Below are 19,655 nucleotides of genomic sequence, written 5' to 3' on the forward strand. Positions count from 1 at the left end.
AGATGAAATGTCGGACGTCGAACGAATGGTCGTCGTGGCGCTGCGTCCCTGGGGGACCTCCGCCATGGTCAGATGGTTGGGGTTGCTGGGATTGACGGCCGCCTATCTCCAGGGTGGACTGGTGAAGGCGTCGGACTTTGCCGGGGCGGTCGCCGAAATGACCCACTTCGGTCTGGCCCCGGCGTCTCTTCTCGCGGTCCTGGTGATCGTTCTCGAACTCGGCGCCTCGGTCATGATCCTGGGCGGCGTCGGGCGCTGGGCGGGCGCGCTGGCTCTTGGATTCTTCACCCTGGCGGCGACGTTCCTCGCCAATCGCTATTGGGAAATGTCGGGGGTGGAACGCTTCATGAGCGCCAATGCCTTTTATGAGCATCTGGGGCTGGTCGGCGCCTTTTTGTTGGTTGCCTGCCAAGATATCTCAAAAAAATATCGTTCTATAAATGGTGAAAACGAGTGACGGCGTCCCCATTTCAGGTAAAAGCCTGAGTGATAAAATAATAATATCTTGAGTATTTTTTGTTTAATCGTGACGGGTTGTTGAAAATGGCGTGGCGTCATGTGGAGTGATGAAGATGGTGGTTCCGAATTGCTCAAATGCACCTCAAGTTTTCAAAATAGACGATAAATTATGTTCTTTCGTGAGGCGCGTTCTCCCCGGCGGACACCTTCTCGAAATGAACAACGCCTTTCACGACGAGGTCGTCATCCTCGCCTTCCGTGGGTCGTCCTGGTTGAGCAACCAGGACGGGCGGACCTACCATGAAACCCCGGGAAGCGTGGTTTTGCGTGACGCAGGGCAGGTTTTCAGCACGAAAACGATCCACTGCGACGAAGTGAATGGATCCGATTGTCACGAGATTCATATTTCGCAGGAGGGATTGCAAAATATTTTAAATGCGCATGGAGACGGTGAATATGGAACGTTCGATTTTTCGAACCCGGTTCTGAATCACGAGGACCTGCATAGAAGGGTTATTCATACGCTTTCCGTTTTTGAAAGTCGCGAATGCGCTCTGATGAAATCGACGTGTCTCGCTATGCTTTTTCGCGATATCGCGGAAGTGACACATAAGAAGGCAACCAATGAAAATAAAAGAAGATCAAACAGGCGCCACCGTGACGTGGTCGAGTATATGCGGGAAAATTACGACTCGGAAATAACGCTGCAATCACTTTCGGAACTTGCCAACGTCAATCAGTTCGTGTTGATCAGACAATTTCGTGATGAATACGGTGTAACTCCGCACCAGTATTTGAGAACATATCGCGTCAATAAAGCCATGAAATTCATCAAGCAAGGACTCAAGCTTGCCGATGTGGCGCAACTCTGTGGCTTCTTCGATCAAAGTCATCTGAATCGCCAGTTCAAGCGTACGGTCGGGGTCAGTCCCGGGAAGTTCTTCGCGCGCATTCTCGAATGATCGCCTGCGCGGAAGCGCGATCCGCATCTCGTGACCCCTGTATATTAGACATAGTTACGGTGTAAAATATGGCCCGGAAAATTGAGAAAAAGAGAACGTCGGAATCGCTGGGGGGCTTTTCCATCGAAGCGGTCGACGATGTTTCCAATGCGATGAACGCCCTTATCGCCGATGTCTTTTCGCTGTTCGTGAAAACGAAGAATTTTCATTGGCATGTCTCGGGGCCGCATTTTCGCGATTATCATCTGCTTTTCGACGATCAGGCGTCGCAGATTCTCGCCCTGGTCGATGCGATGGCCGAACGTGTCCGCAAGATCGGCGGGACGACCATCCGTTCCATCGGCCATATCGAGCGACTGAGCCAGATCGCCGGCAATGAGGAAGACCTGTTGTCTCCGCCGGCCATGCTGGCGGAACTGTGCGCCGACAACGCGGCCCTGGCCGAGCGGATGCGGCAGACCCACAGCCTGTGCGACGAGCACGGCGATGTCGCAAGTACCAGTCTTCTGGAAAACTGGATCGACGAAGCCGAACTGCGCGTCTGGTTCCTTGCCGAAACCGGACGCAGTTCCTAGACGAAACACTCCTCCGGGTGGCGATAAGCCCTCGCCCGCAAAGCGGGCGAGGGGAGATTTTCTTCTATGGGCAGGGACGCCGGTGTTCCGGCGAGAGCCGGAAGTGGGTCGCCTTTTGGAGAACACCGGCACGAAGGCCGGTGCCACTCCTTTTATCCTGGGCTGGCAGGCCGTTCCTTACGGCGCGTCGACCAGAACCACCTCGGCGTCGGCGATACCGGTGATGTCGAGCGAGGAGATCTCGGTGATCGCCGCGCCATCGCGTGCATTCACCGTGACGCCGTTCACTTCCACCGATCCGGTGGCGGGCACCAGATAGATGTGGCGTTTCGGGTCGATGGCCAGGGTGATCCGTTCACCCGCGCGCAACGTCGCGCCCATCACTCTGGCCTCGGCCCGGATGGGCAGGGCGTCGTCTTCGGCGAAGCCGCTGGCCAGGGTCACGAAACGCCCGGACCGCTTGCCCTTGGGGAAGGGTTTGGTTCCCCAGGAGGGGGTGCCGCCGCTGCTCCTCGGTTCGATCCAGATCTGGAAAATCCGTGTCGTCTCGTCTTCCAGATTGTATTCGGAATGACGGATGCCCGATCCCGCCGACATCACCTGCACGTCGCCGGCAACGGTACGACCTTCGTTTCCAAGGGAATCCTTATGGGTGATCGCCCCTTCCCTGACATAGGTGACGATTTCCATGTCGGCGTGCGGATGCGGCGGAAAGCCCGTATTGACGGCGATCTCGTCGTCGTTCCACACCCGCAGGTCGCCCCAGCTCATGCGCCGGGGGTCGTAATAGCTGGCAAAGGAAAAGTGATGCTTGGCCTTCAGCCAGCCGTGATCGGCGCCACCCAATTGTGAATAAGGCCGAAGTTCGATCATTTTAACCTCCGTTAACAGCCGGGAATGGCTTTGTCGTGAAAAGAAGATAGGGCTCGACCAGGCCGATAAAAATGGCAATTATGGAATGATATCATTTCCATTTCTTTAGGTAAGAAGATGTCCCTTCCCGATCTGGAGGCATGGGCGGTTTTCGCGAAGGTCGTGGAACTGGGATCTTTTTCCGGGGCCGCCGCCGAACTCGGGATGTCCGCTCCCACGGTTTCGAAGATTATCGGCCGGCTGGAGGCGCGTCTGGGGGAGCGTTTGATCCATCGGACCTCCCGTCGGCTTTCGGTGACTGAAACAGGCCGGGTCCTTGCCGTACGCGCCGCGCAAATCCTGGCGGAGGGGGAGGCCGTCGAAGCCGAGGCGCAGGCCAAGTCGGCCACGCCGCGCGGGCGGGTTCGCCTGGCCGCTCCGATGTCCTTCGGTCTACGCCATGTCGCGGCGATCCTGCCGGAGTTTCTGAACGCCTATCCCGCAGTCACCGTCGATCTTCATCTGGACGATCGGGTCGTCGATCTGGTGGCGATGGGCTTCGATATGGCGCTCCGAATTGCCGATTTGCCGGATTCCGGAATGGTCGCGCGGCGGCTTTGTCCGGTTCGCCGCTGGGTGGTGGGCACGCCCGCCTATTTTTTACGGCATGGCGTTCCGGAGCATCCCCGGGATCTCGAAAAGCATGCCTGTCTCGGCTACAGCTATCTGGCGACGGGGGAGACGTGGCGGTTCACCGGTCCCAGCGGCGCCGAGGAGACGGTCGCCGTCGCCGCCCGGCTGAAGGCGAACAACGCCGACGCCTTGGACGCCGCGCTCGCCGCCGGGATCGGGGTGGCCTTGCAGCCCGATTTCATTGCCTGGAAGGCGGTGGAGGAGGGGCGTCTGCAAGCGGTCCTGACCGATTGGTCGGCGCCGCCCCTGGCCCTGCATCTGGTGATGCCGGCCGGCGAGCCGCGCGCGATCAGGACGCGGGTTCTCGCCGATTTCCTGATCCGCCATTTCGCCGCCGGAACGGCCCCCTGGACGAGCGGGTAAGAGGGGGCGAAGGGGGTGATTCTTAAGCCTCGTACACCTTTCAAGCGGTTCGGACGCGGGCGACGAACTGTTCGACCTCGGCCCGCAGCTTGTCCGACTGCTTGGACAATTCGGTCGAGGCCGACAGGACATGGCCCGCCCCCTGTCCGGCCTCCGTGGCCGCTTCGGTGACCCCGGCGATGTTGCGCGACACCTCCTCGGTGCCGACTGCCGCCTGTTCGATATTGCGTGCGATCTCCTGGGTCGCGGCTCCCTGTTCCTCGACCGCCGAGGCGATCGCCGACGAGATCTGGCTGATTTCCGAAATCGTCGTGGTGATCGCCTGGATGGCCGTCACCGCTTCCGCCGTGGCCGTCTGCACGCCGGTGATGTGCTGCGAGATCTCCTCGGTGGCTTTCGCCGTCTGATTGGCCAGCGACTTGACCTCGCCGGCGACGACGGCGAAACCTTTTCCGGCCTCGCCGGCCCGTGCCGCCTCGATGGTGGCGTTCAGGGCCAGCAGGTTGGTCTGTCCGGCGATGCCGTTGATCAGTTTGACCACATTGCCGATAAGATCGGCCGAACCGGCCAGGCCGGTGACGATCTGATTGGTTTTTTCCGCCTGGATCACGGCGTTTCCAGAAACATCGGCCGCCGCATTGACCTGTCGGCCGATCTCGCGGATCGAGGAGGTGAGCTCCTCGGCCGCCGAGGCCACCGTTTGCACATTGCCGCTGGCCTTGCCGGACGCCTCCGAGACGATCGCCGCCTGATGGCTGGCCCGTTCCGCCACCGATGACAGGGATTGCGCGGTTCCCTGCAACTGGGTGGAGGCCGATGCCACCGTCTGGACCACGCCTTTGACGCTGGCGTCGAAATGATCGGCCAGTTCCTCCATCAGGCGCCGCTTCTCCTGTTCGTTCCGGTCCCTTTCCCGTTCCTGCGCCTTGCGCAATTCGTCGGCCTGGCCGGCTTCCGTTCGTAAGACGTCGATGGCGCGACCCAGGACGCCGATCTCGTCGTGACGTCCGGTTTCGCTGACCTCGACGGAGAAGTCATGATGGATCAGGCGCTCGGTCACCGCGACCAGACGCCGCAGGGGGCCGGTGACGTTGCGGGAGATGAGCAGGCCGCCGGTTACCAGGATGATCGCCATGATCCCGATGATGATGGCGAAACGCGTGGCGACCAGGGTGAACTCCGCGTCCACGTCATCGATATAGATGCCGGTCGCGACGATCCACTCCCACGGCTCGAACCCCAGGGCATAGGATACCTTGGGAACGGGCACCTTCTCCCCCGGCCGGGGGAACATGTAGAAGAGCGCGCCGCCACCCTTGCCCTGCACCATTTCGATGTAGCGCCGGACGATCGGAATGCCGGTCGCGTCCTGGTTGTCGGTCCTGTCCAACCCTTCGGTCTTGGGAAGAAGGGCGTGCATGACGGCGATGCCCTTCCGATTGAAGATCGTGAAATATTCGCCCTTGCCGTATCGCATGGCCCGGATCTGTTCCTTGGCCAGTTTTTGCGCGGTGGCCTGGTCGAACTCGCCGGCCTGGGCCCGGTCATGATAGCTCTTCGCCACGGTGACCGCGGTTTCCACCAGGTTCTTCACCTTGTCCACCCGGTCGTCGAGCATCGCCTGATGCATGAAATAGAGTGCAAAGGCGGCCAGGGCGGCGATTCCCGCCACACCGCCGAACACCAGCGAAATCAGCTTCAGCGATATTCCGAAACGTTTGAACATGATGATTGGGGCTCCGAAAGATCGGTCGGTCGGTTCGAAGGGAGGTTTCACGCGCTCTGCACGGCGGTCCGGGACGCGGGGCGCGTCCGGATGGTCAAGGACACGAGGGTCGCGATGACGGTGGCGCCGAGCAGGAACTGGAAGGCCGCGTCGTAGGTTCCGAATTCGCTGACCAGCACGCCCATGACAAAGGGAGCGACGAAGCCGGCGACCTGTCCGCCGAGATTGACCATACCGATGCCTGTTCCGACCTGATTGTCCTTCAACAATTTGGCCGGCAGAGAAAAGGCGGTGGCGAAGACGAAAGACTTGAAGAAATAGAGAATGGATTGGTAAGTGATTACCCCAGCAACCGTCGAGGCAGTGTACATCATATACAAGAAAACTCCAGTCAAGATGCAACTGACCGTCATCAGATACTTTTCTCGTCCATCGAAGAACCTGATCATGATCCAGCCGCCCAGGCCGGTCGAGATGCTCGCCATGACGAAGGGCAGGGGGGTGAGAAGGCCCACCGCTTTCAGGTTGAGCCCGCGCGCCTGCAGCAGATAGGCCGGCATCCAGGCATCCAGCCCTTTGTTGACGCAGCTTAGGCAGAACCAGGTGATGAGAAGCTGGTAGAGCAGCGGGTTTCGCAGAAGTTCCCGCAGGCTCGTCCAGTCTTGTGGTTTCGAATCCCGTGACCCGTCGGCTCCGGGCTTTTCGTAGGGAACGGCGAAGTAATAGGCCAGCGCGAAGAGCAGTCCGGCGCCGCCGATGGCGGTGAAGGCGTGACGCCACCCGAAATAGATGATGAGCGGAGCCATGATCAAGGGGGCGATCATGCTGCCGACGTAATTCGATGAGATGAGGAGCGCCGTCATCTTGGGGCGCATTTCACCACTGAATGTTTCCGATACCGCCTTGACGGCCGAGGCAGGGAAGCCCCCTTCGGCGATACCGAAGATGAAGCGGATGGCGATCAGGGAGACGAAGGACCAGGCGAAGCCGGTGAAGACGGTAAAGATCGACCATGCCCCGATCGTCGTGATGACCACGAACTTGGAGCCGAACCGGTCGGCCAGCCAGCCGCCGGGCAATTGCATGAGCGAGTAGCCGATATAGAAAGCACTCAGGACGAGGCCGAGCTCCGTCGGATTCAGGCTGAATTCCTTACCCACATGGGTAAGGGAGAGGGACATCGCAAATCTGTCCGTATAGGACATGCAATATGCGATGTATAAAAGGGCAAGTCCAAGAACGTTGATGTTCTTATTTTTAGGAACGCTGCTATTCATCATGTTTCGTCCTGAACAAATGGCCCGTGGTTTTCTTGATATTCCAGCATTATCTTTATCGATCGGCTGCTTTGGCTAATGCTCTGGCGCGTGACAGTGCTTCCTGAAATTCGGCTTCGGGGAGCAAAGCTCCTCCCGTCGTCCAGATCACGTGGGTCGCCCGGTCATTGCCGCCGAGCCCCGGGGTGGCCGCGCAAAACCGTTGGGCGGCGGCGAATCCCGAGGCCGCCGATGGTTCCAGGCGCAGGTTCGATTCCCGCCAAAGATCGCCAAGCCACAGGAAAAGCTCATCGTCGGGGACGGTGACGACGGCTTCCACCAGTTCGCCGACGGTGCGCGCCACCAGCATGGAGGCGCGGGCAACGGCCAAGCCGTCCGCGGCGGTGTGGTTGTCCAATCCGATGTCGTAGACGCTGACCGACCGGTCGATGCCGGTGGCGAGTTGCGCCAGCATGCAGGGCGAGGCGACCGGTTCGACGAACACCGGATGGACGACATCGCCGAAAAGCAATTTCAAACCGAAGGTGACGCCCCCCGGCGCGCCTCCCACGCCGCAAGGCAGGTAGACGTAAAGCGGATGGGCGCTGTCGACGGGAATCCGCAAGGCGGCGAGTTGACGCTCAAGATCGTAGGCGGCGGCCGCGTAGCCGAGAAACAAGGCGATGGAATCCTCGTCATCGATGAAATGCGCGCAGCTCTTGTCCAGGAAGGATGCCCGGGCCGCGGCGACGGCGCTTCCGTAATCTCCGGGATGTTCGACGACCGTCGCGCCGATATCGCGCAGACGCCGCTTCTTCCAATCCTTGGCATCGTGCGACATATGGACTTCGACCTTGAAGCCCAGGGCCCGTCCCATTACCCCAACGCTGAATCCGAGATTGCCGGTGCTGCCCACCGCGATGGAGTGTTTGGCAAAGAGCTCCCGGACCCCCGGCTCGGCGAGGCATGCGTAGTTTTCACCGGGGGAGAGCAGGCCGGCCTCCAGGGCGACCGTCTCGGCATATGCCAGAACTTCGTAAACGCCTCCCCGGGCTTTGATGCATCCGGTGATGGGCAATGCGTGATCCGCCTTCACCAGAACGGCGCCGTCGTCGTTGCCGGCGATGCGTCGCCGGCTGGACGGGTCCAGCGACAGCAGGGGAGAATCGATGCGGCCGGTTTCCAGTTCGGCGAACAGCCGTGCCAGAAGGGGATCGAAGCATCGCCAGCGTTTCTCGGTGTTCTCCACGTCGACGATCGAAAAGGGCAGGGTGGGAAGGATCTCGGCGGTATTCCGATAGCGGGGGTTCATCCAGACGACAGGAACCCCCTGTCCGACGGCGGCTGGAATGGTGTTGGAGGCGCGTGAGTCGTAATCGGAGAGAGGCTTGGTCATCGGTATCCGCCGGTCAGATTGCTGAATAAATCAACAGTGCCTTTTTTTTGGGCGACCGACGAATTATATGCTCTGGCGGCATGTATTAGCTGAGCTTATAGTTCGATGATGATCAGGCAATTGGATGCGCGTCTGGCCAGCGATCTCTGGTTTTTCCGGGTTGCGGCGGAAACGGGGAGCTTCAGCCGCGCGGGCGACATCCTGGCGGTGACCCAAAGCGCCGTTACCCAGCGTATTCAACGTCTTGAGCTGCGTCTCGAGGTGACGCTGTTCCATAAGGCCAAGCGCGGTCTGCAGCTTACCAGCGCCGGTCAGGCGCTTTACGAGGCGACGCGCGCCGGATTCGAGGGGATGGCGGCGGCCCTGCTTCAGCTTCACGCGACATCCGCCTCCGGCGCGCTGCGGGTCAGTTGCGTTCCATCCCTGGCGCTGGAGTGGCTGGTACCCAGGCTTGAGCCGTTTCTCGCCGATCATCCGGGCCTCGATGTCGCGATATTCGGCGAAATGCATAACCTCGACCGGGCGCGGATGGTCTCCGAGGGCATCGATATCGCCATCCGTTACGGGCCCGAGCCGCCGAAGGGAAGCGTGGTCGCCTTCGATCATCCCGAACGGGTCTTTCCGGTTTGTTCGGCGGCCTATCGGGCGGAGGGCGAGGCCGCGGGAAGCGCGCGGCCGGTGGTTCTCCTGCACGATACCGAGCCATGGCTGCCTTGCGCGTCTCCCACCGACGAGTGGCGTTTCTGGACGGACAGGCATGGTACGCCCTGGGGGCGGCCGAGCCAGAACCAGTTTTTCAATCTCGCCCAGCTCGCCTATCGGTCGGCTGTCGGCGGAATGGGGGTGGCGCTCGGCCGCTCGCTGGTCGTCAAGCCGCTATTGGAGACCGGGCGCCTGGTGCCCGCCGTCGATCAGGAGCCCCTGAGCAACTTGCGCTATTTCATCATGACGCAAGACCTGTCGCCCGGCGCCGCCGCCAGCGCCTTCATCGCCTGGTTGCAGGCGGCGATGGCGGATTCGTTCGGGTAAGGGCCTGGGACGGAATAGGCTCCTTTAGGAGCTGTGGACATTCATCATGGTCCTGTCCCTTGATGGGGAGGCTTAAGGCTTCTCTCTTTGCCTCTGGTTCCTCAATGGCATGAAAGGAACCCCCCTGATATTTTGAACCACCAAGGCACCAAGTCACCAAGGTGGCGGAGTGTGCCACTGGCCTTTTCCCGTCCTGTCATCGGCTGGCGGGCGAATGCCTGCGGCGCAGATTGGCTGCCGCTGGCGGATCCGAAAGGCGCCTTGGTGCCTTGGTGTCTTGGTGGTTCATCAAAAGCCGGAGCGTACCGAAACGATCAAGAGGATGAACGACATCCGGCCAATTGCCGAATGTCCACAGGCCTTAGCCCGAGTGGCGCCTCTCGCCTGCCGACAGCGGAGCGGAGGCGCCATATCAAATTCTACAGCCCGAGCGGCGCTTGAGCCCGCCCAAGCCGGAGGCGCGGGCGTCATTTATAACCTGAGGACCTGACGCGATTATTTCGCGTCAGGTCCTCAGGGCAGCCCATATAAGGTTGTCAGGCATTCGCCGTGGCGTAGAACGCCTTGAGATGCAATTTGAGATGGCCCAGCAGGCGCAGGGCCGATGGCGGCAATTGCCGGCCGTGCCGGGTGACGATGTGGATTTCAGCGGCTTTGAGGATGTCGTTGGCGATGGGTACCGCCTCGACCAGGCCATCCGCCAGTTCCTCGGCGGCGACGAAGCCCGGCATCAGGGCGATGCCCAGCCCCGAGACGACGAATTTGCGCAGCAGGGTGAAGGAGTTGGTGCGGATTGACGAGTGCAGATGGACGCGGTCCCGTTGCGTGGCGTCGTCGATCAGTTTTTGCACCCCGAACGACGAACTCAAACAGGCCAGCGGATAAGGCAGCAACTCGGCCAGCGTCGGTTCGTGGCCGAGCTTGGCCACGGAATGGCCGACGGGCACAATGGCGCAAATGGACCGGCTGATCCGCGCGGTGGTGTTCAGCCGCTCGTCGAAGGGTGGATTGAACACCAGGCCGATCTGCGCCTCGTCCTCGGTGATCGCCCGGATGATGCCGTCCGTCGCCATGACGTCGACGGACAGGGACAGCCCCGGATGGCTTCTACAGAATTCCTGCAGCGGCCCGGACAGAAGATCGCCGATGAACCCTTCGCCAATGACGAGTTGGACGGTCCCACGCGTCAGGGCGTTCAATTCATGGATTTTCGCGACGACATCGTCGCGGGCGACCTTTTGATCGGCATAGTAGTCGACCAGCATGCGTCCGGCCTCGGTCGCGCGGATGCCTCGGGGAAGTCTCTCCAGGAGGGGGATGCCCAGGTCCTTTTCCAGAAGGGAGATTTGCCGGCTGATGGTGGAAGCATTGACTTGCAGCCGTTCGGCGGCGCCGCGGATACTGCCGGCCTTGGTGGTTTCGAACAGATAGGCGATGCGCAGTTCGTCCATGGGGACCGCTCCCGGATTTCATTCGAGCGTTGCATCATAGGCAACGGAAAAAAAGATCCAAGCGTATGTCTGTGATGGGCGGGCCTGTGCCACAGTCGCTTCCTTCGTGGTCCGGCGTCTTCGGGGCTGGGCCGGTATGGCGACAGGGGGCTTCGTGATGGACGGACAAAACGCCGGGCAAGGATCTTTGCTGCCAAGCAAGATCAGGCTGTATCTTCTGTGTTTTCTCATCGTGGTGATCGCCGAGAGCATCGGCACCATCGGCTTCCAGGTCGGGCCGGGCAAGATCCTGCTGATGCCCCTGGTCTGGTCCGTGCTTCTCGGGGGGCTGTTCAGCGTCTTTTCCCGTTTCCTGCCGGCTCCGGTGGGGGCCGGTCCCGAGACCCAGTGGTATGGGGCCAGTCTCCTCCAGCCGGCCTTGTTCCTGCTGATCGCCAAGCTCGGCCTGCTGGTCGGGGGATCCCTGCCGTCGGTCGTGGCCTCCGGCTGGTCATTGATCTTCCAGGAGTTCGGGCATTTCTTCGGCACCATGGTCTTCGGCTTGCCGGTCGCGCTGCTTTTAGGAATCCGACGCGAGGCTATCGGCGCCACCTTCTCCGTGGGACGGGAGCCCAGCCTCGCCATCATCAGCGAGAAATATGGCCTCGACTCGGCGGAAGGCCGGGGCGTCCTGGCTGAATATCTCACCGGCACGGTCTTCGGCGCCGTCTTCATCGGGCTTCTGGCCGGTTTCATCGCCAGCCTCAATATTTTCGATCCCATCGCCCTGGCGATGGGCGCCGGCGTCGGTTCGGGCAGCATGATGGCCGCCGCCTCGGGCGCCATCGCCGCGCAACAGTCTCCGGAAGTCGCCAAGGAGGTTGCCGTTTTCGCCGGAGCGGCCAATCTCCTGACGACGACGGTCGGTACCTATTTCACGCTTTTCCTGTCGCTGCCCTTCACCATCTGGGCCTATGGCGTGCTGATGCCGGTCCTGGGCAGGATCGGCCTACGGGAACGGGCCACCACCGGCGGACTGGACGGCCAGGCCGTCGGTTCCAATCCGCATAAGGCCTTCAGCCTGACGGAGTGGGTGATCGCCTGGTTCGTCACGGCGGTCATCGCGCTGATCGGCAACAATATCGGTTTTCATACGGCGGTGGGCGACGCCTTGCCGGGCATGGCGATCATTTTCGCCACCACCATGGTTGGTTTCGCCATCTTCCGCCTGGGGCTCACCTTCGCGCCGATCGTCTGCTGGGTTTCGATCGTCGGCATGGTGCTGACCTATCCGGGCATGCCTTACGCCACTGAAATCTCAAGCTGGACCGGCAAGATCAGCCCGCTCGCCCTGATTACGCCCATCCTTGCCTATGCGGGGCTTTCGGTCGCCAAGGATCTTCCGGCGTTCCGCCGTCTCGGCTGGCCGATCATCGTCACCTCGTTCCTGGCCAATGCCGGCACTTTCATCGGCGCGACGCTGATCGCCCAGTTTTTCCGGCATTGAGGCGAGGGGGGACGATGACGGTTCTGGACGACGATATCCTGAAAATGATGACCGGGTGGCGGCATGATCTGCATGCCCATCCCGAAACCGCCTTCACCGAAATCCGGACGGGGGATCTGGTCGCGGCGCAACTGGCGGCGGACGGTTACGCGGTCCATCGGGGCCTCGGTCAGACCGGCGTGGTCGGGACCTTGAGCACCGGCTCCGGTCCGGTGATCGGCCTCAGGGCCGACATGGACGCCCTGTTCATCGAGGAGAAGGGGGACTTGCCCTATGCCTCGCGGATCGCCGGAAAAATGCATGCCTGTGGGCATGACGGCCATACGGTCATGCTGCTGGGCGCCGCCCGGCAGCTTGCCCGGCGGCGGAATTTCCAGGGCACCATCCACGTCATTTTCCAGCCGGCCGAGGAGAACGAGGGGGGCGGGCGGCGGATGATCGAGGATGGCCTGTTCGATCTGTTCCCCTGTTCGGAGATTTTCGGCCTGCATAATTGGCCGGCCTTGCCCTTGGGGTCATTCGCCATCAACGGCTCGACCATGATGGCGGCGTTCGACACCTTCGAAATCACCGTGACGGGGCGCGGCTGCCATGGCGCCATGCCGGAAACCGGGATCGATCCGATCGTCGTCGCGGCGCAGATCGTCCTCGGCTTGCAAACCGTCGTCAGCCGCCGGGTCAGCCCTTTGGAAAAGGCCGTGCTCAGCGTTACGCAGATTCACGGTGGCGATACCTGGAACGTCATCCCCGACAGCGTGGTTCTGCGTGGTACTGTCCGTTGCATGTCGCCCGAGGTGCAGCGCGACATCGAGGGGCTCCTGAGGGGGCTCAGCCAATCGATCGCCGCCGCCCATGGCGCGGTGGCCGACGTCGTCTACGAACACCGCTATCCGGCGACGATCAATGCTTCGGCCTCGGCCGACAAGGCGGCCCGGGCCGCCGAGGAGGTGGTGGGACGGTCCTCGGTGACGACCGATTGTCCACCTTCGATGGCCTCGGAGGATTTCGGCTATATGCTGCAACGTCTTCCGGGGGCTTATATCTTCATGGGCGTGGGAGACGACGGCCACCGGGCGGCGCTGCACAACCCGATCTACGATTTCAACGATGGCGCCCTGGCCACCGGTGCCGCCTTCTGGGTTCGTCTGGTCGAACGGGTGTTGCCGGGCTAATGTTCAGGCCGTTCCATCGGCCCAATCACGGATAAGGCATGATCAGCGTTTTTGAAATGTTCAAGGTGGGCCTCGGTCCTTCCTCGTCGCATACCGTCGGCCCGATGAAGGCCGCCGCGGCCTTCGCCGAGGGATTGGCAAGTCGCGGGGTGCTGGAAAGGGTCGCCGCCATCGAGACGACGCTTTACGGATCCCTGGCTTTCACCGGGCGCGGGCATGCGGTGGACAAGGCCGTTATTCTGGGCCTCTCCGGCGAAAAGCCGGCGAGCGTCGAGCCCGATCAGGCCGATGTCATCGTCGCCGAAGTCCGGCATTCGAAGGCGCTTCGATTAGCCGGGCGGCGATCGGTCGGTTTCGATCCCGAGCGCGACTTGCTGTTCGATACGCTCACCCCGCCGAAACGCCATCCCAACACGCTGCGCTTTCTGGCTCGCGATGCCGGGGGGAGCGTTCTGATGGAGGAGTCCTGGTGCTCGATCGGCGGAGGCTTCATCCTGCGCGAGGACGATCCGGACGGCGGCGCCGGGGCGCAGGCGCATGGCGATATCCATCCCTTCTCCTCGGCGGACGAATTGCTTGCCCGCGGGAAGGAGACCGGGCTCTCTATCGCCGCCCTGATGCGCGCCAACGAGGCGGCGGCACGGCCCCCGGCCGAGGTGGAAGGGCATGTCGAGCGCGTTCTGGAGGTCATGTTCGACTGTATCGAACGCGGCTTGTCCATGGATGGCCCGCTGCCCGGCGGACTCAAGGTTCAACGGCGGGCCAAGGCGATCTACGGCCGGCTGCGTTCCGGCGGCACGGCGAACGATCCGGCGGCGCACGAAATCATGGATCTGGTCAGCGTCTATGCCATGGCGGTCAACGAGGAAAACGCGGCCGGCGGCCGGGTCGTCACCGCGCCGACCAACGGCGCGGCGGGGGTGATCCCGGCGGTGTTGCGTTATTATCGCGACCACCGCCGCGAGGCGACGGCCGAAGGATTGCGTCTTTTTCTGTTTACCGCCGCCGCCATCGGCGGGCTGTTCAAGATGAACGCCTCGATTTCCGGCGCCGAGGTGGGCTGTCAGGGCGAGGTCGGCGTCGCCTGCGCGATGGCCGCGGCCGGTCTCGCCGCGGCGTTGGGGGGCAGCAACGAACAGATCGAGAATGCCGCCGAAATCGGCATGGAGCACAATCTCGGCCTGACCTGCGATCCGGTGGGGGGGCTTGTGCAGATCCCCTGCATCGAGCGGAACGCCTTCGGCGCCCTCAAGGCGATCGCTGCCGCCTCCCTGGCGTTGCATGGCGACGGCAGCCACCGGGTTTCGTTGGACAATGTCATCACCACCATGCGCCAGACCGGCGCCGACATGCAATCCAAGTACAAGGAGACGTCGCTGGGGGGATTGGCGGTGAATTTCGTCGACTGCTGAGGTCGGCTCGATGTTTTACTGAACGGCCGTTTTTTGTACCGATCCTGATGGATTTTTGCTAAGGCTTTGGGGCGAAACAATCGCTCCAAAGCCTTAGCTTTCATATGACGCCTCCGCTCCGCTCAAGCGCCGCTCGGGCTTAAGCGTCCGTCCGGGAAGCCTCCCTGCTATTCTCCAGGACTTCAGCATGAAGGTCGCGGCATGCGCAACATCGGCATCGGGAAGGCTTCGGTTTTGGTCAGGAATTTTCGGATTGCGGATCGGCTTCCCACGACAAATGTTCGCTGGGTGCCAAATGTTCGCTGGGTGCCAAATGTTCGCTGGGTGCCAAATGTTCGCTGGGTGCCAAATGTTCGCTGGGTGCCAAATGTTCGCTGGGTGATTGTCTCGCTGCTGTTCGCCTTTGCGCAATTTCGCATGATCCTGTTGATCCTGGGGGCGGCATACAGGAATTCCATCGATGCGGCCCTGGGCGTGGTGCAGGGCCAACCTCATTGGCGGGTTTTTCAAAGTCGCGTCCTCAGCCCCTGGATCATCAAGGGGCTTTCCATCCTGACCGGTGGATTCCCCCTGGCGCACATCTTTTTCGTCATTGCCATGACCGCCCTGGCGGGTTGGTTGATGCTGAGCCTGACCGACCGGTGTTTCGGGCGCCGGGCGGCCTGGGGGGCCTTTTTCCTGTTCCATCTGCTGTTTTGTTTGTTGCTGGCCCCTCCGTGGCTTTATGCGTGGGATCATGCCAGCATCATTCTATTCACGCTGTTCACCTATTTTGTTCTGACCGGGAAAGACTGGCGCTGGTTCGCCGTGTTGTTCTCGGTGGCGATATTCAATAGGGAGAGCGGTCTTTACATCGCGCTGTGGATGATTGCCGATCCTTTGGTCAAGGCGGTGCTGGATCGCGCCCGCCCGCAATGGGCGATGCTCGTCGCGGGGCTTGTTTGCTTCGGCAGTGGGCTTGTCTTGTTGAACATGCTGCGCGACTTGCTTCTTGTGAAAGAGGTCGGTCCCGCGCTGTTCAATATGCCGGAGATGGCAGGGCGGAATTTTCAAAACAATTTTGTGATGAATGTTAATTTTATTAAGAATTTTTTCGAAAATATCAATTTTTATTTCAATATGCTTATTCCATGCCTTATGATTTGCATTCTATGTCTATCGTTTATTTTGTCTGTGCGAGATTTCCGTCGGTATTTTTCATTGGCTCTTGTCCAGGTCGCCTCGGTCGTCTCGATCCTTGTGTTCGGCGTCATCTCCGAAACGCGCGTGCTGCTTGAATCGATACCGTTCCTGGCCATGGGGATTTGGGTTCTTTTTCCGGAAGCGGAGAAGGGAACCTCACGGACCAATCGCCGCCGGCCTTTTCCGTTGGTCAAATCAGCCGGTTTTACCGATTCCGCCGATTCGATGGATCGTACCGTTTCCTGAAGGGCACTCGCGGGAGGGACCTCGCCGCCCGGCATCTCATCCCGCCGCCATGCGCATTCGGGGTCCGGCTTCGATCATGGAAAGGTAGCGCTCGCATTGGCGTTCCTTGTCATAGCTGAGCAGGGTTCCCAGCATGAAGTCCTCTTCCGGCGACATCTGATTGAGCGGCTTTCCGGCGATATGGCGGGCCGTCCGCACCAGGGCGGCCTTGCCGAAGAAGACATTGCATTTGGTCGTGTTGATGTCCTGGACGAAATAATCCACGCCTTCGACTTCCAGTCTGTTCCTGATCCTTGGAAGGTCGGTCCTGCCGGCGGTCAGCAGGAAGAGATGGCGGACGCCCTTGTTCAGTTCGTAGATGCTGTTGACCAGGATCTGCATCCTGGAACCGGTCAGATGATTTGCTGAATCCATGATTCGATGCGTGCCTCGGTTTTGTTCGCTTGGTTGTCCAGGTCGAGAGCCAGTCCGACGAATTTGCCGTTCCGCAGAGCCTCCGATTTGTTGAATTGGTAGCCGATGGCCTCCGTCGGTCCGGTGACGTCGGCACCATGTGCCGTCACCGCGTCGTAGAGAATGCCCATGGCGTCGACGAAGGAATCCGGATAGTTCAATTGATCGCCGGTTCCGAACAGGGCGACCCTCTTGGCCGTCATGTCGACGGCGGAAAGCAGAGGAAGAGCCTTCGTCCAATCGTCCGGCAGTTCGCCGAGGCAGTAGGTGGGCGAACCCAGGATCAGAAATTCGCTGCTTTCGAAATCCTCGCGGCTGGCGTCGGTGATATGGCGGAGCGAAGCCTTCGGCAACTTCCTGGCGATTGTCTTCGCCACCGTTCGGGTGGTGCCTGTGTCGGTACCGTAAATCACGCTGATCTTCATCGCCGGACTCTCTCGCAAGACGAATAAGGGCGCCGGTAACGGAACGGCGCGGAAAAGCCGCCCGATCTCAGCCGCCCGGTCCCACCGAGCATATCGATGTTGCGAATTATTATCAATACCGATGGAGCCGAGGATCGGCTTTGAAAAAGGGGATGGTTTGGGAGTAAACCATTAGGCCCAAGGGGGGCACCCCCTCGTTTTCTTAATGCGTCTTCCCAGGGAAACCGATGCCTTCCGATCGCCGTTTGCAAGCCGACGGCTTGCTTGTCCTTGTCACCATACTGGCCGCCGCGGGATGGTTTTTCTCGCTTTACGCCCTGCAGAGTCTGCCCACCATGTTCTTCATGGGGGCGCGTTTCCTGCTGGGGGGACTCATCCTGGCTTGCTTCGGATTCCGTCCGCTGCTTTCGCTCGGACGGCGCGACCTTCGACGGTCGGTACTGACCGGGATCGCCATGTGTGCGTCCATGATGTTCTGGGTGGCGGGGTTGCTGGTTTCCGACAATCTGGGGGTCGGCGCCTTCATCTGCGCCTTGGGCAATATCGTGGCGCCCCTGTTCGGTCGGGTGCTGTTTCGCATTCCGGTCAGCCGCGCGACCTGGTTGGCCGTCGGGGTGGCCACCGCCGGATTGGCCTGCCTGTCGCTGAAGGACGGCATCGGCTTTTCCCTGGCGGATCTCTATTTCCTGGGGACGGCGGTGACCAACTCCCTCTATCTCAACTTGAACAACCGCTACGCTTCCCGCATTCCGGTGATGCCTTTGGCCGCCATCCAATTGATGGTGGTGGGACTGTTGAGCCTGGCCACGTCGGCGGCGCGCGAAAGCTGGCCCACGACGGTGGGGATGGAGGCCGTCGGCTGGTTCCTGGCCAGCGTGCTGATCAGCACGTCCTTGCGATTCTTCCTGCTGGTTCGCGGCCAGAAAACCGCGCCGATCAGCCATACCGCGCTGATCATGAACCTGGAGCCCGTATGGACGGCCCTGCTTGCCCTCATCTGTCTGGGCACCGCGATCGGCGGTATTCAATTGGCCGGCTGTGGGCTTATTTTCCTGGCGTTGGTGTTGCACCATCTGCCGTGGCGAGGGATGAGGGCCTTCTGAGCGGTTCCTCCTCCCGCCGCCTTGAGGTGGAGATCCGGGACTTCACCGATACCATGGGCATTCCCGACGGGCTCGACCGTTTGAGCGTGTCGTCAATCAAAAGCGTAAGCTTTTCACTGCGATTGACGCGGCAGGAGGCGCCGCGCATTCTTGGCCGGTTCCGGAGGGACGGATGTCCCGCGACAGGATCGACTTGCCAAGACGCTTAACCGCCCAAAAGGAGTGCGTCATGAAGCTCAGCGCCCGCAATGCCCTGAAGGGGAAGGTCGAAAGCCTTCATCGGGGGACCGTCACCACCACTCTCAAGGTGGCCACCGGCGGTGGTGATCTCATCACCTCGTCGATCACCAATGAAGCCGCAGATGAGCTTGCGCTCAAGGTCGGCGACCAAGTGACCGCGATCATCAAGTCGTCCGACGTCATCATCGGCAAGTGACTTTCGTCCCAGGTCCTTATCGTCGTGATAAAGCCCCGGCCATGGACCGGGGCTCTTCGGATACGCGCGGTTTTCGATTGACCTTCGCAGGCTTCGATGCTCACGCTATATAAGAGACTTACACAACGTGGGCGAGGCGATGGTCGACGGAAAAATCGAGGCTCTGCTGGCTTTGCGGGGCAAGGGGCAAGGTCCTATCGGGCGGGACAGGATCGCCATGCTGGAGGCCGTCGCCACCCATGGCAGCATCACCCAGGCGGCCAGGGCGCTGGGATTCAGCTACAAGGCGGTGTGGGACGGCATCAACGCCATCAACAATCTGCTGCCGCGTCCGGCGCTGATCGCCCAGGCCGGCGGTCGTGGCGGCGGCGGAGCCGAACTCACCGAGGATGGACGTCGGTTGATCGCGGCCTTCCGGCGACTCGAGGAAAAGCTTTCCCGCATATCGCAGGCCATCGCCGAGGATGGGTTGGATGAGCACACCGATCTTCTGTTCTGGAGCGTCGCCATGAAAACCAGTGCCCGCAACGCCTTTCGCTGCCAAGTGACCGACATCCGCTGGGCACCGGTCAATGTCGAGGTGACGTTGAAGGTTTCCGACGAGAACACCATCGTCGCCGTGGTCACCAAGGACGGGGCTCAGGAATTGGGCCTGGCGCCGGGCCGCGAGGCGGTGGCCCTGGTCAAGTCATCCTTCGTCATGCTGGCGCGCGGCGATGTGTTGCCTCGCGTTTCGGCACGCAATCTGATCTGGGGAACGGTGATCGAACGCATCGACGGCGGCGTCAACAGCGAGATCATTCTCGATATCGGCAACGGCAAGACCTTGACCGCCGTCATCACCAAGGACAGCGCCGAGGAGTTGCCGCTGACGGTGGGCGACCGCGCCTGCGCCCTGTTCAAGGCATCCCACGTCATCCTGGCGGTGGACTGACTGAAGAGGGGAGCCAAGGGCGTGTTGATAAATTGTCGAATCAA

Annotated in this window: 19 protein-coding genes; 12 read left to right on the top strand and 7 right to left on the bottom strand. The window is 61.0% G+C overall.

Features of this window, described 5'->3' with window-relative positions:
• The first annotated feature begins 7 nt into the window (after positions 1 to 7).
• From CWS72_RS08080 to CWS72_RS08090, 3 genes are all read left to right on the top strand, one after another.
• Positions 8 to 457, top strand: a complete 450-nt coding sequence (locus CWS72_RS08080; protein ID WP_101250073.1) for a DoxX family protein — start codon at positions 8 to 10, stop codon at positions 455 to 457.
• A gap of 109 nt (positions 458 to 566) precedes the next feature.
• A complete protein-coding gene (locus tag CWS72_RS08085; RefSeq protein WP_101250074.1) occupies positions 567 to 1,421 on the top strand; it encodes a helix-turn-helix transcriptional regulator in 855 nt (284 codons plus the stop codon).
• A 68-nt stretch (positions 1,422 to 1,489) separates the two neighbouring features.
• Complete coding sequence (locus tag CWS72_RS08090; protein ID WP_101250075.1) at positions 1,490 to 1,996, top strand: Dps family protein; 507 nt, start codon at positions 1,490 to 1,492, stop codon at positions 1,994 to 1,996.
• Between the two features lie 177 nt (positions 1,997 to 2,173).
• Here CWS72_RS08090 and CWS72_RS08095 read toward each other — a convergent pair whose 3' ends face one another.
• Complete coding sequence (locus CWS72_RS08095; protein WP_101250076.1) at positions 2,174 to 2,869, bottom strand: pirin family protein; 696 nt, start codon at positions 2,867 to 2,869, stop codon at positions 2,174 to 2,176.
• A 117-nt stretch (positions 2,870 to 2,986) separates the two neighbouring features.
• On the opposite strand from CWS72_RS08095, the gene CWS72_RS08100 reads away from it, so the two are divergent.
• Positions 2,987 to 3,904 carry a LysR family transcriptional regulator gene (locus CWS72_RS08100; RefSeq protein ID WP_101250077.1) on the top strand — a complete coding sequence of 306 codons (918 nt, stop codon included), beginning with the start codon at positions 2,987 to 2,989 and terminating at the stop codon, positions 3,902 to 3,904.
• 40 nt (positions 3,905 to 3,944) lie between these two features.
• On the opposite strand, the gene CWS72_RS08105 is transcribed toward CWS72_RS08100, so the two are convergent.
• From CWS72_RS08105 to CWS72_RS08115, 3 genes are read right to left on the bottom strand one after another with little or no spacing between them, the layout of a single operon-like run.
• On the bottom strand, positions 3,945 to 5,630 hold the full coding sequence (locus CWS72_RS08105; RefSeq protein ID WP_101250078.1) for a methyl-accepting chemotaxis protein: 1,686 nt from the start codon (positions 5,628 to 5,630) through the stop codon (positions 3,945 to 3,947).
• 47 nt (positions 5,631 to 5,677) lie between these two features.
• Positions 5,678 to 6,910, bottom strand: coding sequence for an MFS transporter (locus CWS72_RS08110; RefSeq protein WP_101250079.1), 1,233 nt, complete (start codon positions 6,908 to 6,910; stop codon positions 5,678 to 5,680).
• Between the two features lie 52 nt (positions 6,911 to 6,962).
• Positions 6,963 to 8,282 (bottom strand): D-serine ammonia-lyase, encoded by a 1,320-nt coding sequence (locus CWS72_RS08115; protein ID WP_101250080.1) that lies wholly within the window; start codon positions 8,280 to 8,282, stop codon positions 6,963 to 6,965.
• Between the two features lie 105 nt (positions 8,283 to 8,387).
• Between CWS72_RS08115 and CWS72_RS08120 the strand changes: the two genes are divergently transcribed.
• Positions 8,388 to 9,311, top strand: a complete 924-nt coding sequence (locus CWS72_RS08120) for a LysR substrate-binding domain-containing protein (protein ID WP_199175582.1) — start codon at positions 8,388 to 8,390, stop codon at positions 9,309 to 9,311.
• Positions 9,312 to 9,847: 536 nt separating this feature from the next.
• On the opposite strand, the gene CWS72_RS08125 is transcribed toward CWS72_RS08120, so the two are convergent.
• On the bottom strand, positions 9,848 to 10,762 hold the full coding sequence (locus CWS72_RS08125) for a LysR family transcriptional regulator (RefSeq protein ID WP_101250081.1): 915 nt from the start codon (positions 10,760 to 10,762) through the stop codon (positions 9,848 to 9,850).
• 157 nt (positions 10,763 to 10,919) lie between these two features.
• Between CWS72_RS08125 and CWS72_RS08130 the strand changes: the two genes are divergently transcribed.
• The 4 genes from CWS72_RS08130 (at position 10,920) to CWS72_RS08145 (ending at position 16,260) form a co-directional block, all read left to right on the top strand.
• Complete coding sequence (locus tag CWS72_RS08130; RefSeq protein WP_101250082.1) at positions 10,920 to 12,248, top strand: DUF3100 domain-containing protein; 1,329 nt, start codon at positions 10,920 to 10,922, stop codon at positions 12,246 to 12,248.
• A gap of 14 nt (positions 12,249 to 12,262) precedes the next feature.
• Entirely contained in the window at positions 12,263 to 13,420 is a 1,158-nt protein-coding gene (locus CWS72_RS08135) for a M20 aminoacylase family protein (RefSeq protein ID WP_101250083.1), read from the top strand.
• 38 nt (positions 13,421 to 13,458) lie between these two features.
• Entirely contained in the window at positions 13,459 to 14,832 is a 1,374-nt protein-coding gene (locus CWS72_RS08140; protein ID WP_101250084.1) for an L-serine ammonia-lyase, read from the top strand.
• A gap of 201 nt (positions 14,833 to 15,033) precedes the next feature.
• On the top strand, positions 15,034 to 16,260 hold the full coding sequence (locus tag CWS72_RS08145; RefSeq protein ID WP_146002677.1) for a hypothetical protein: 1,227 nt from the start codon (positions 15,034 to 15,036) through the stop codon (positions 16,258 to 16,260).
• Positions 16,261 to 16,296: 36 nt separating this feature from the next.
• Here CWS72_RS08145 and CWS72_RS08150 read toward each other — a convergent pair whose 3' ends face one another.
• Positions 16,297 to 16,674, bottom strand: a complete 378-nt coding sequence (locus CWS72_RS08150; protein ID WP_199175583.1) for a DUF2023 family protein — start codon at positions 16,672 to 16,674, stop codon at positions 16,297 to 16,299.
• On the bottom strand, positions 16,653 to 17,138 hold the full coding sequence (gene fldA, locus CWS72_RS08155; protein WP_101250087.1) for a flavodoxin FldA: 486 nt from the start codon (positions 17,136 to 17,138) through the stop codon (positions 16,653 to 16,655). Before fldA ends, CWS72_RS08150 begins: the two co-directional genes overlap by 22 nt.
• Before the next feature lie 227 nt (positions 17,139 to 17,365).
• Between fldA and CWS72_RS08160 the strand changes: the two genes are divergently transcribed.
• The 3 genes from CWS72_RS08160 (at position 17,366) to CWS72_RS08170 (ending at position 19,611) form a co-directional block, all read left to right on the top strand.
• Positions 17,366 to 18,241 carry a DMT family transporter gene (locus CWS72_RS08160; RefSeq protein WP_101250088.1) on the top strand — a complete coding sequence of 292 codons (876 nt, stop codon included), beginning with the start codon at positions 17,366 to 17,368 and terminating at the stop codon, positions 18,239 to 18,241.
• A 229-nt stretch (positions 18,242 to 18,470) separates the two neighbouring features.
• Positions 18,471 to 18,677, top strand: a complete 207-nt coding sequence (locus tag CWS72_RS08165; protein ID WP_101250147.1) for a TOBE domain-containing protein — start codon at positions 18,471 to 18,473, stop codon at positions 18,675 to 18,677.
• 139 nt (positions 18,678 to 18,816) lie between these two features.
• Positions 18,817 to 19,611 carry a TOBE domain-containing protein gene (locus CWS72_RS08170; RefSeq protein WP_101250148.1) on the top strand — a complete coding sequence of 265 codons (795 nt, stop codon included), beginning with the start codon at positions 18,817 to 18,819 and terminating at the stop codon, positions 19,609 to 19,611.
• The last annotated feature ends 44 nt before the right edge of the window (positions 19,612 to 19,655 follow it).

Origin of the sequence: Telmatospirillum siberiense, from assembly GCF_002845745.1 — a bacterium.
GTDB classification, from domain to species: domain Bacteria; phylum Pseudomonadota; class Alphaproteobacteria; order Rhodospirillales; family Magnetospirillaceae; genus Telmatospirillum; species Telmatospirillum siberiense.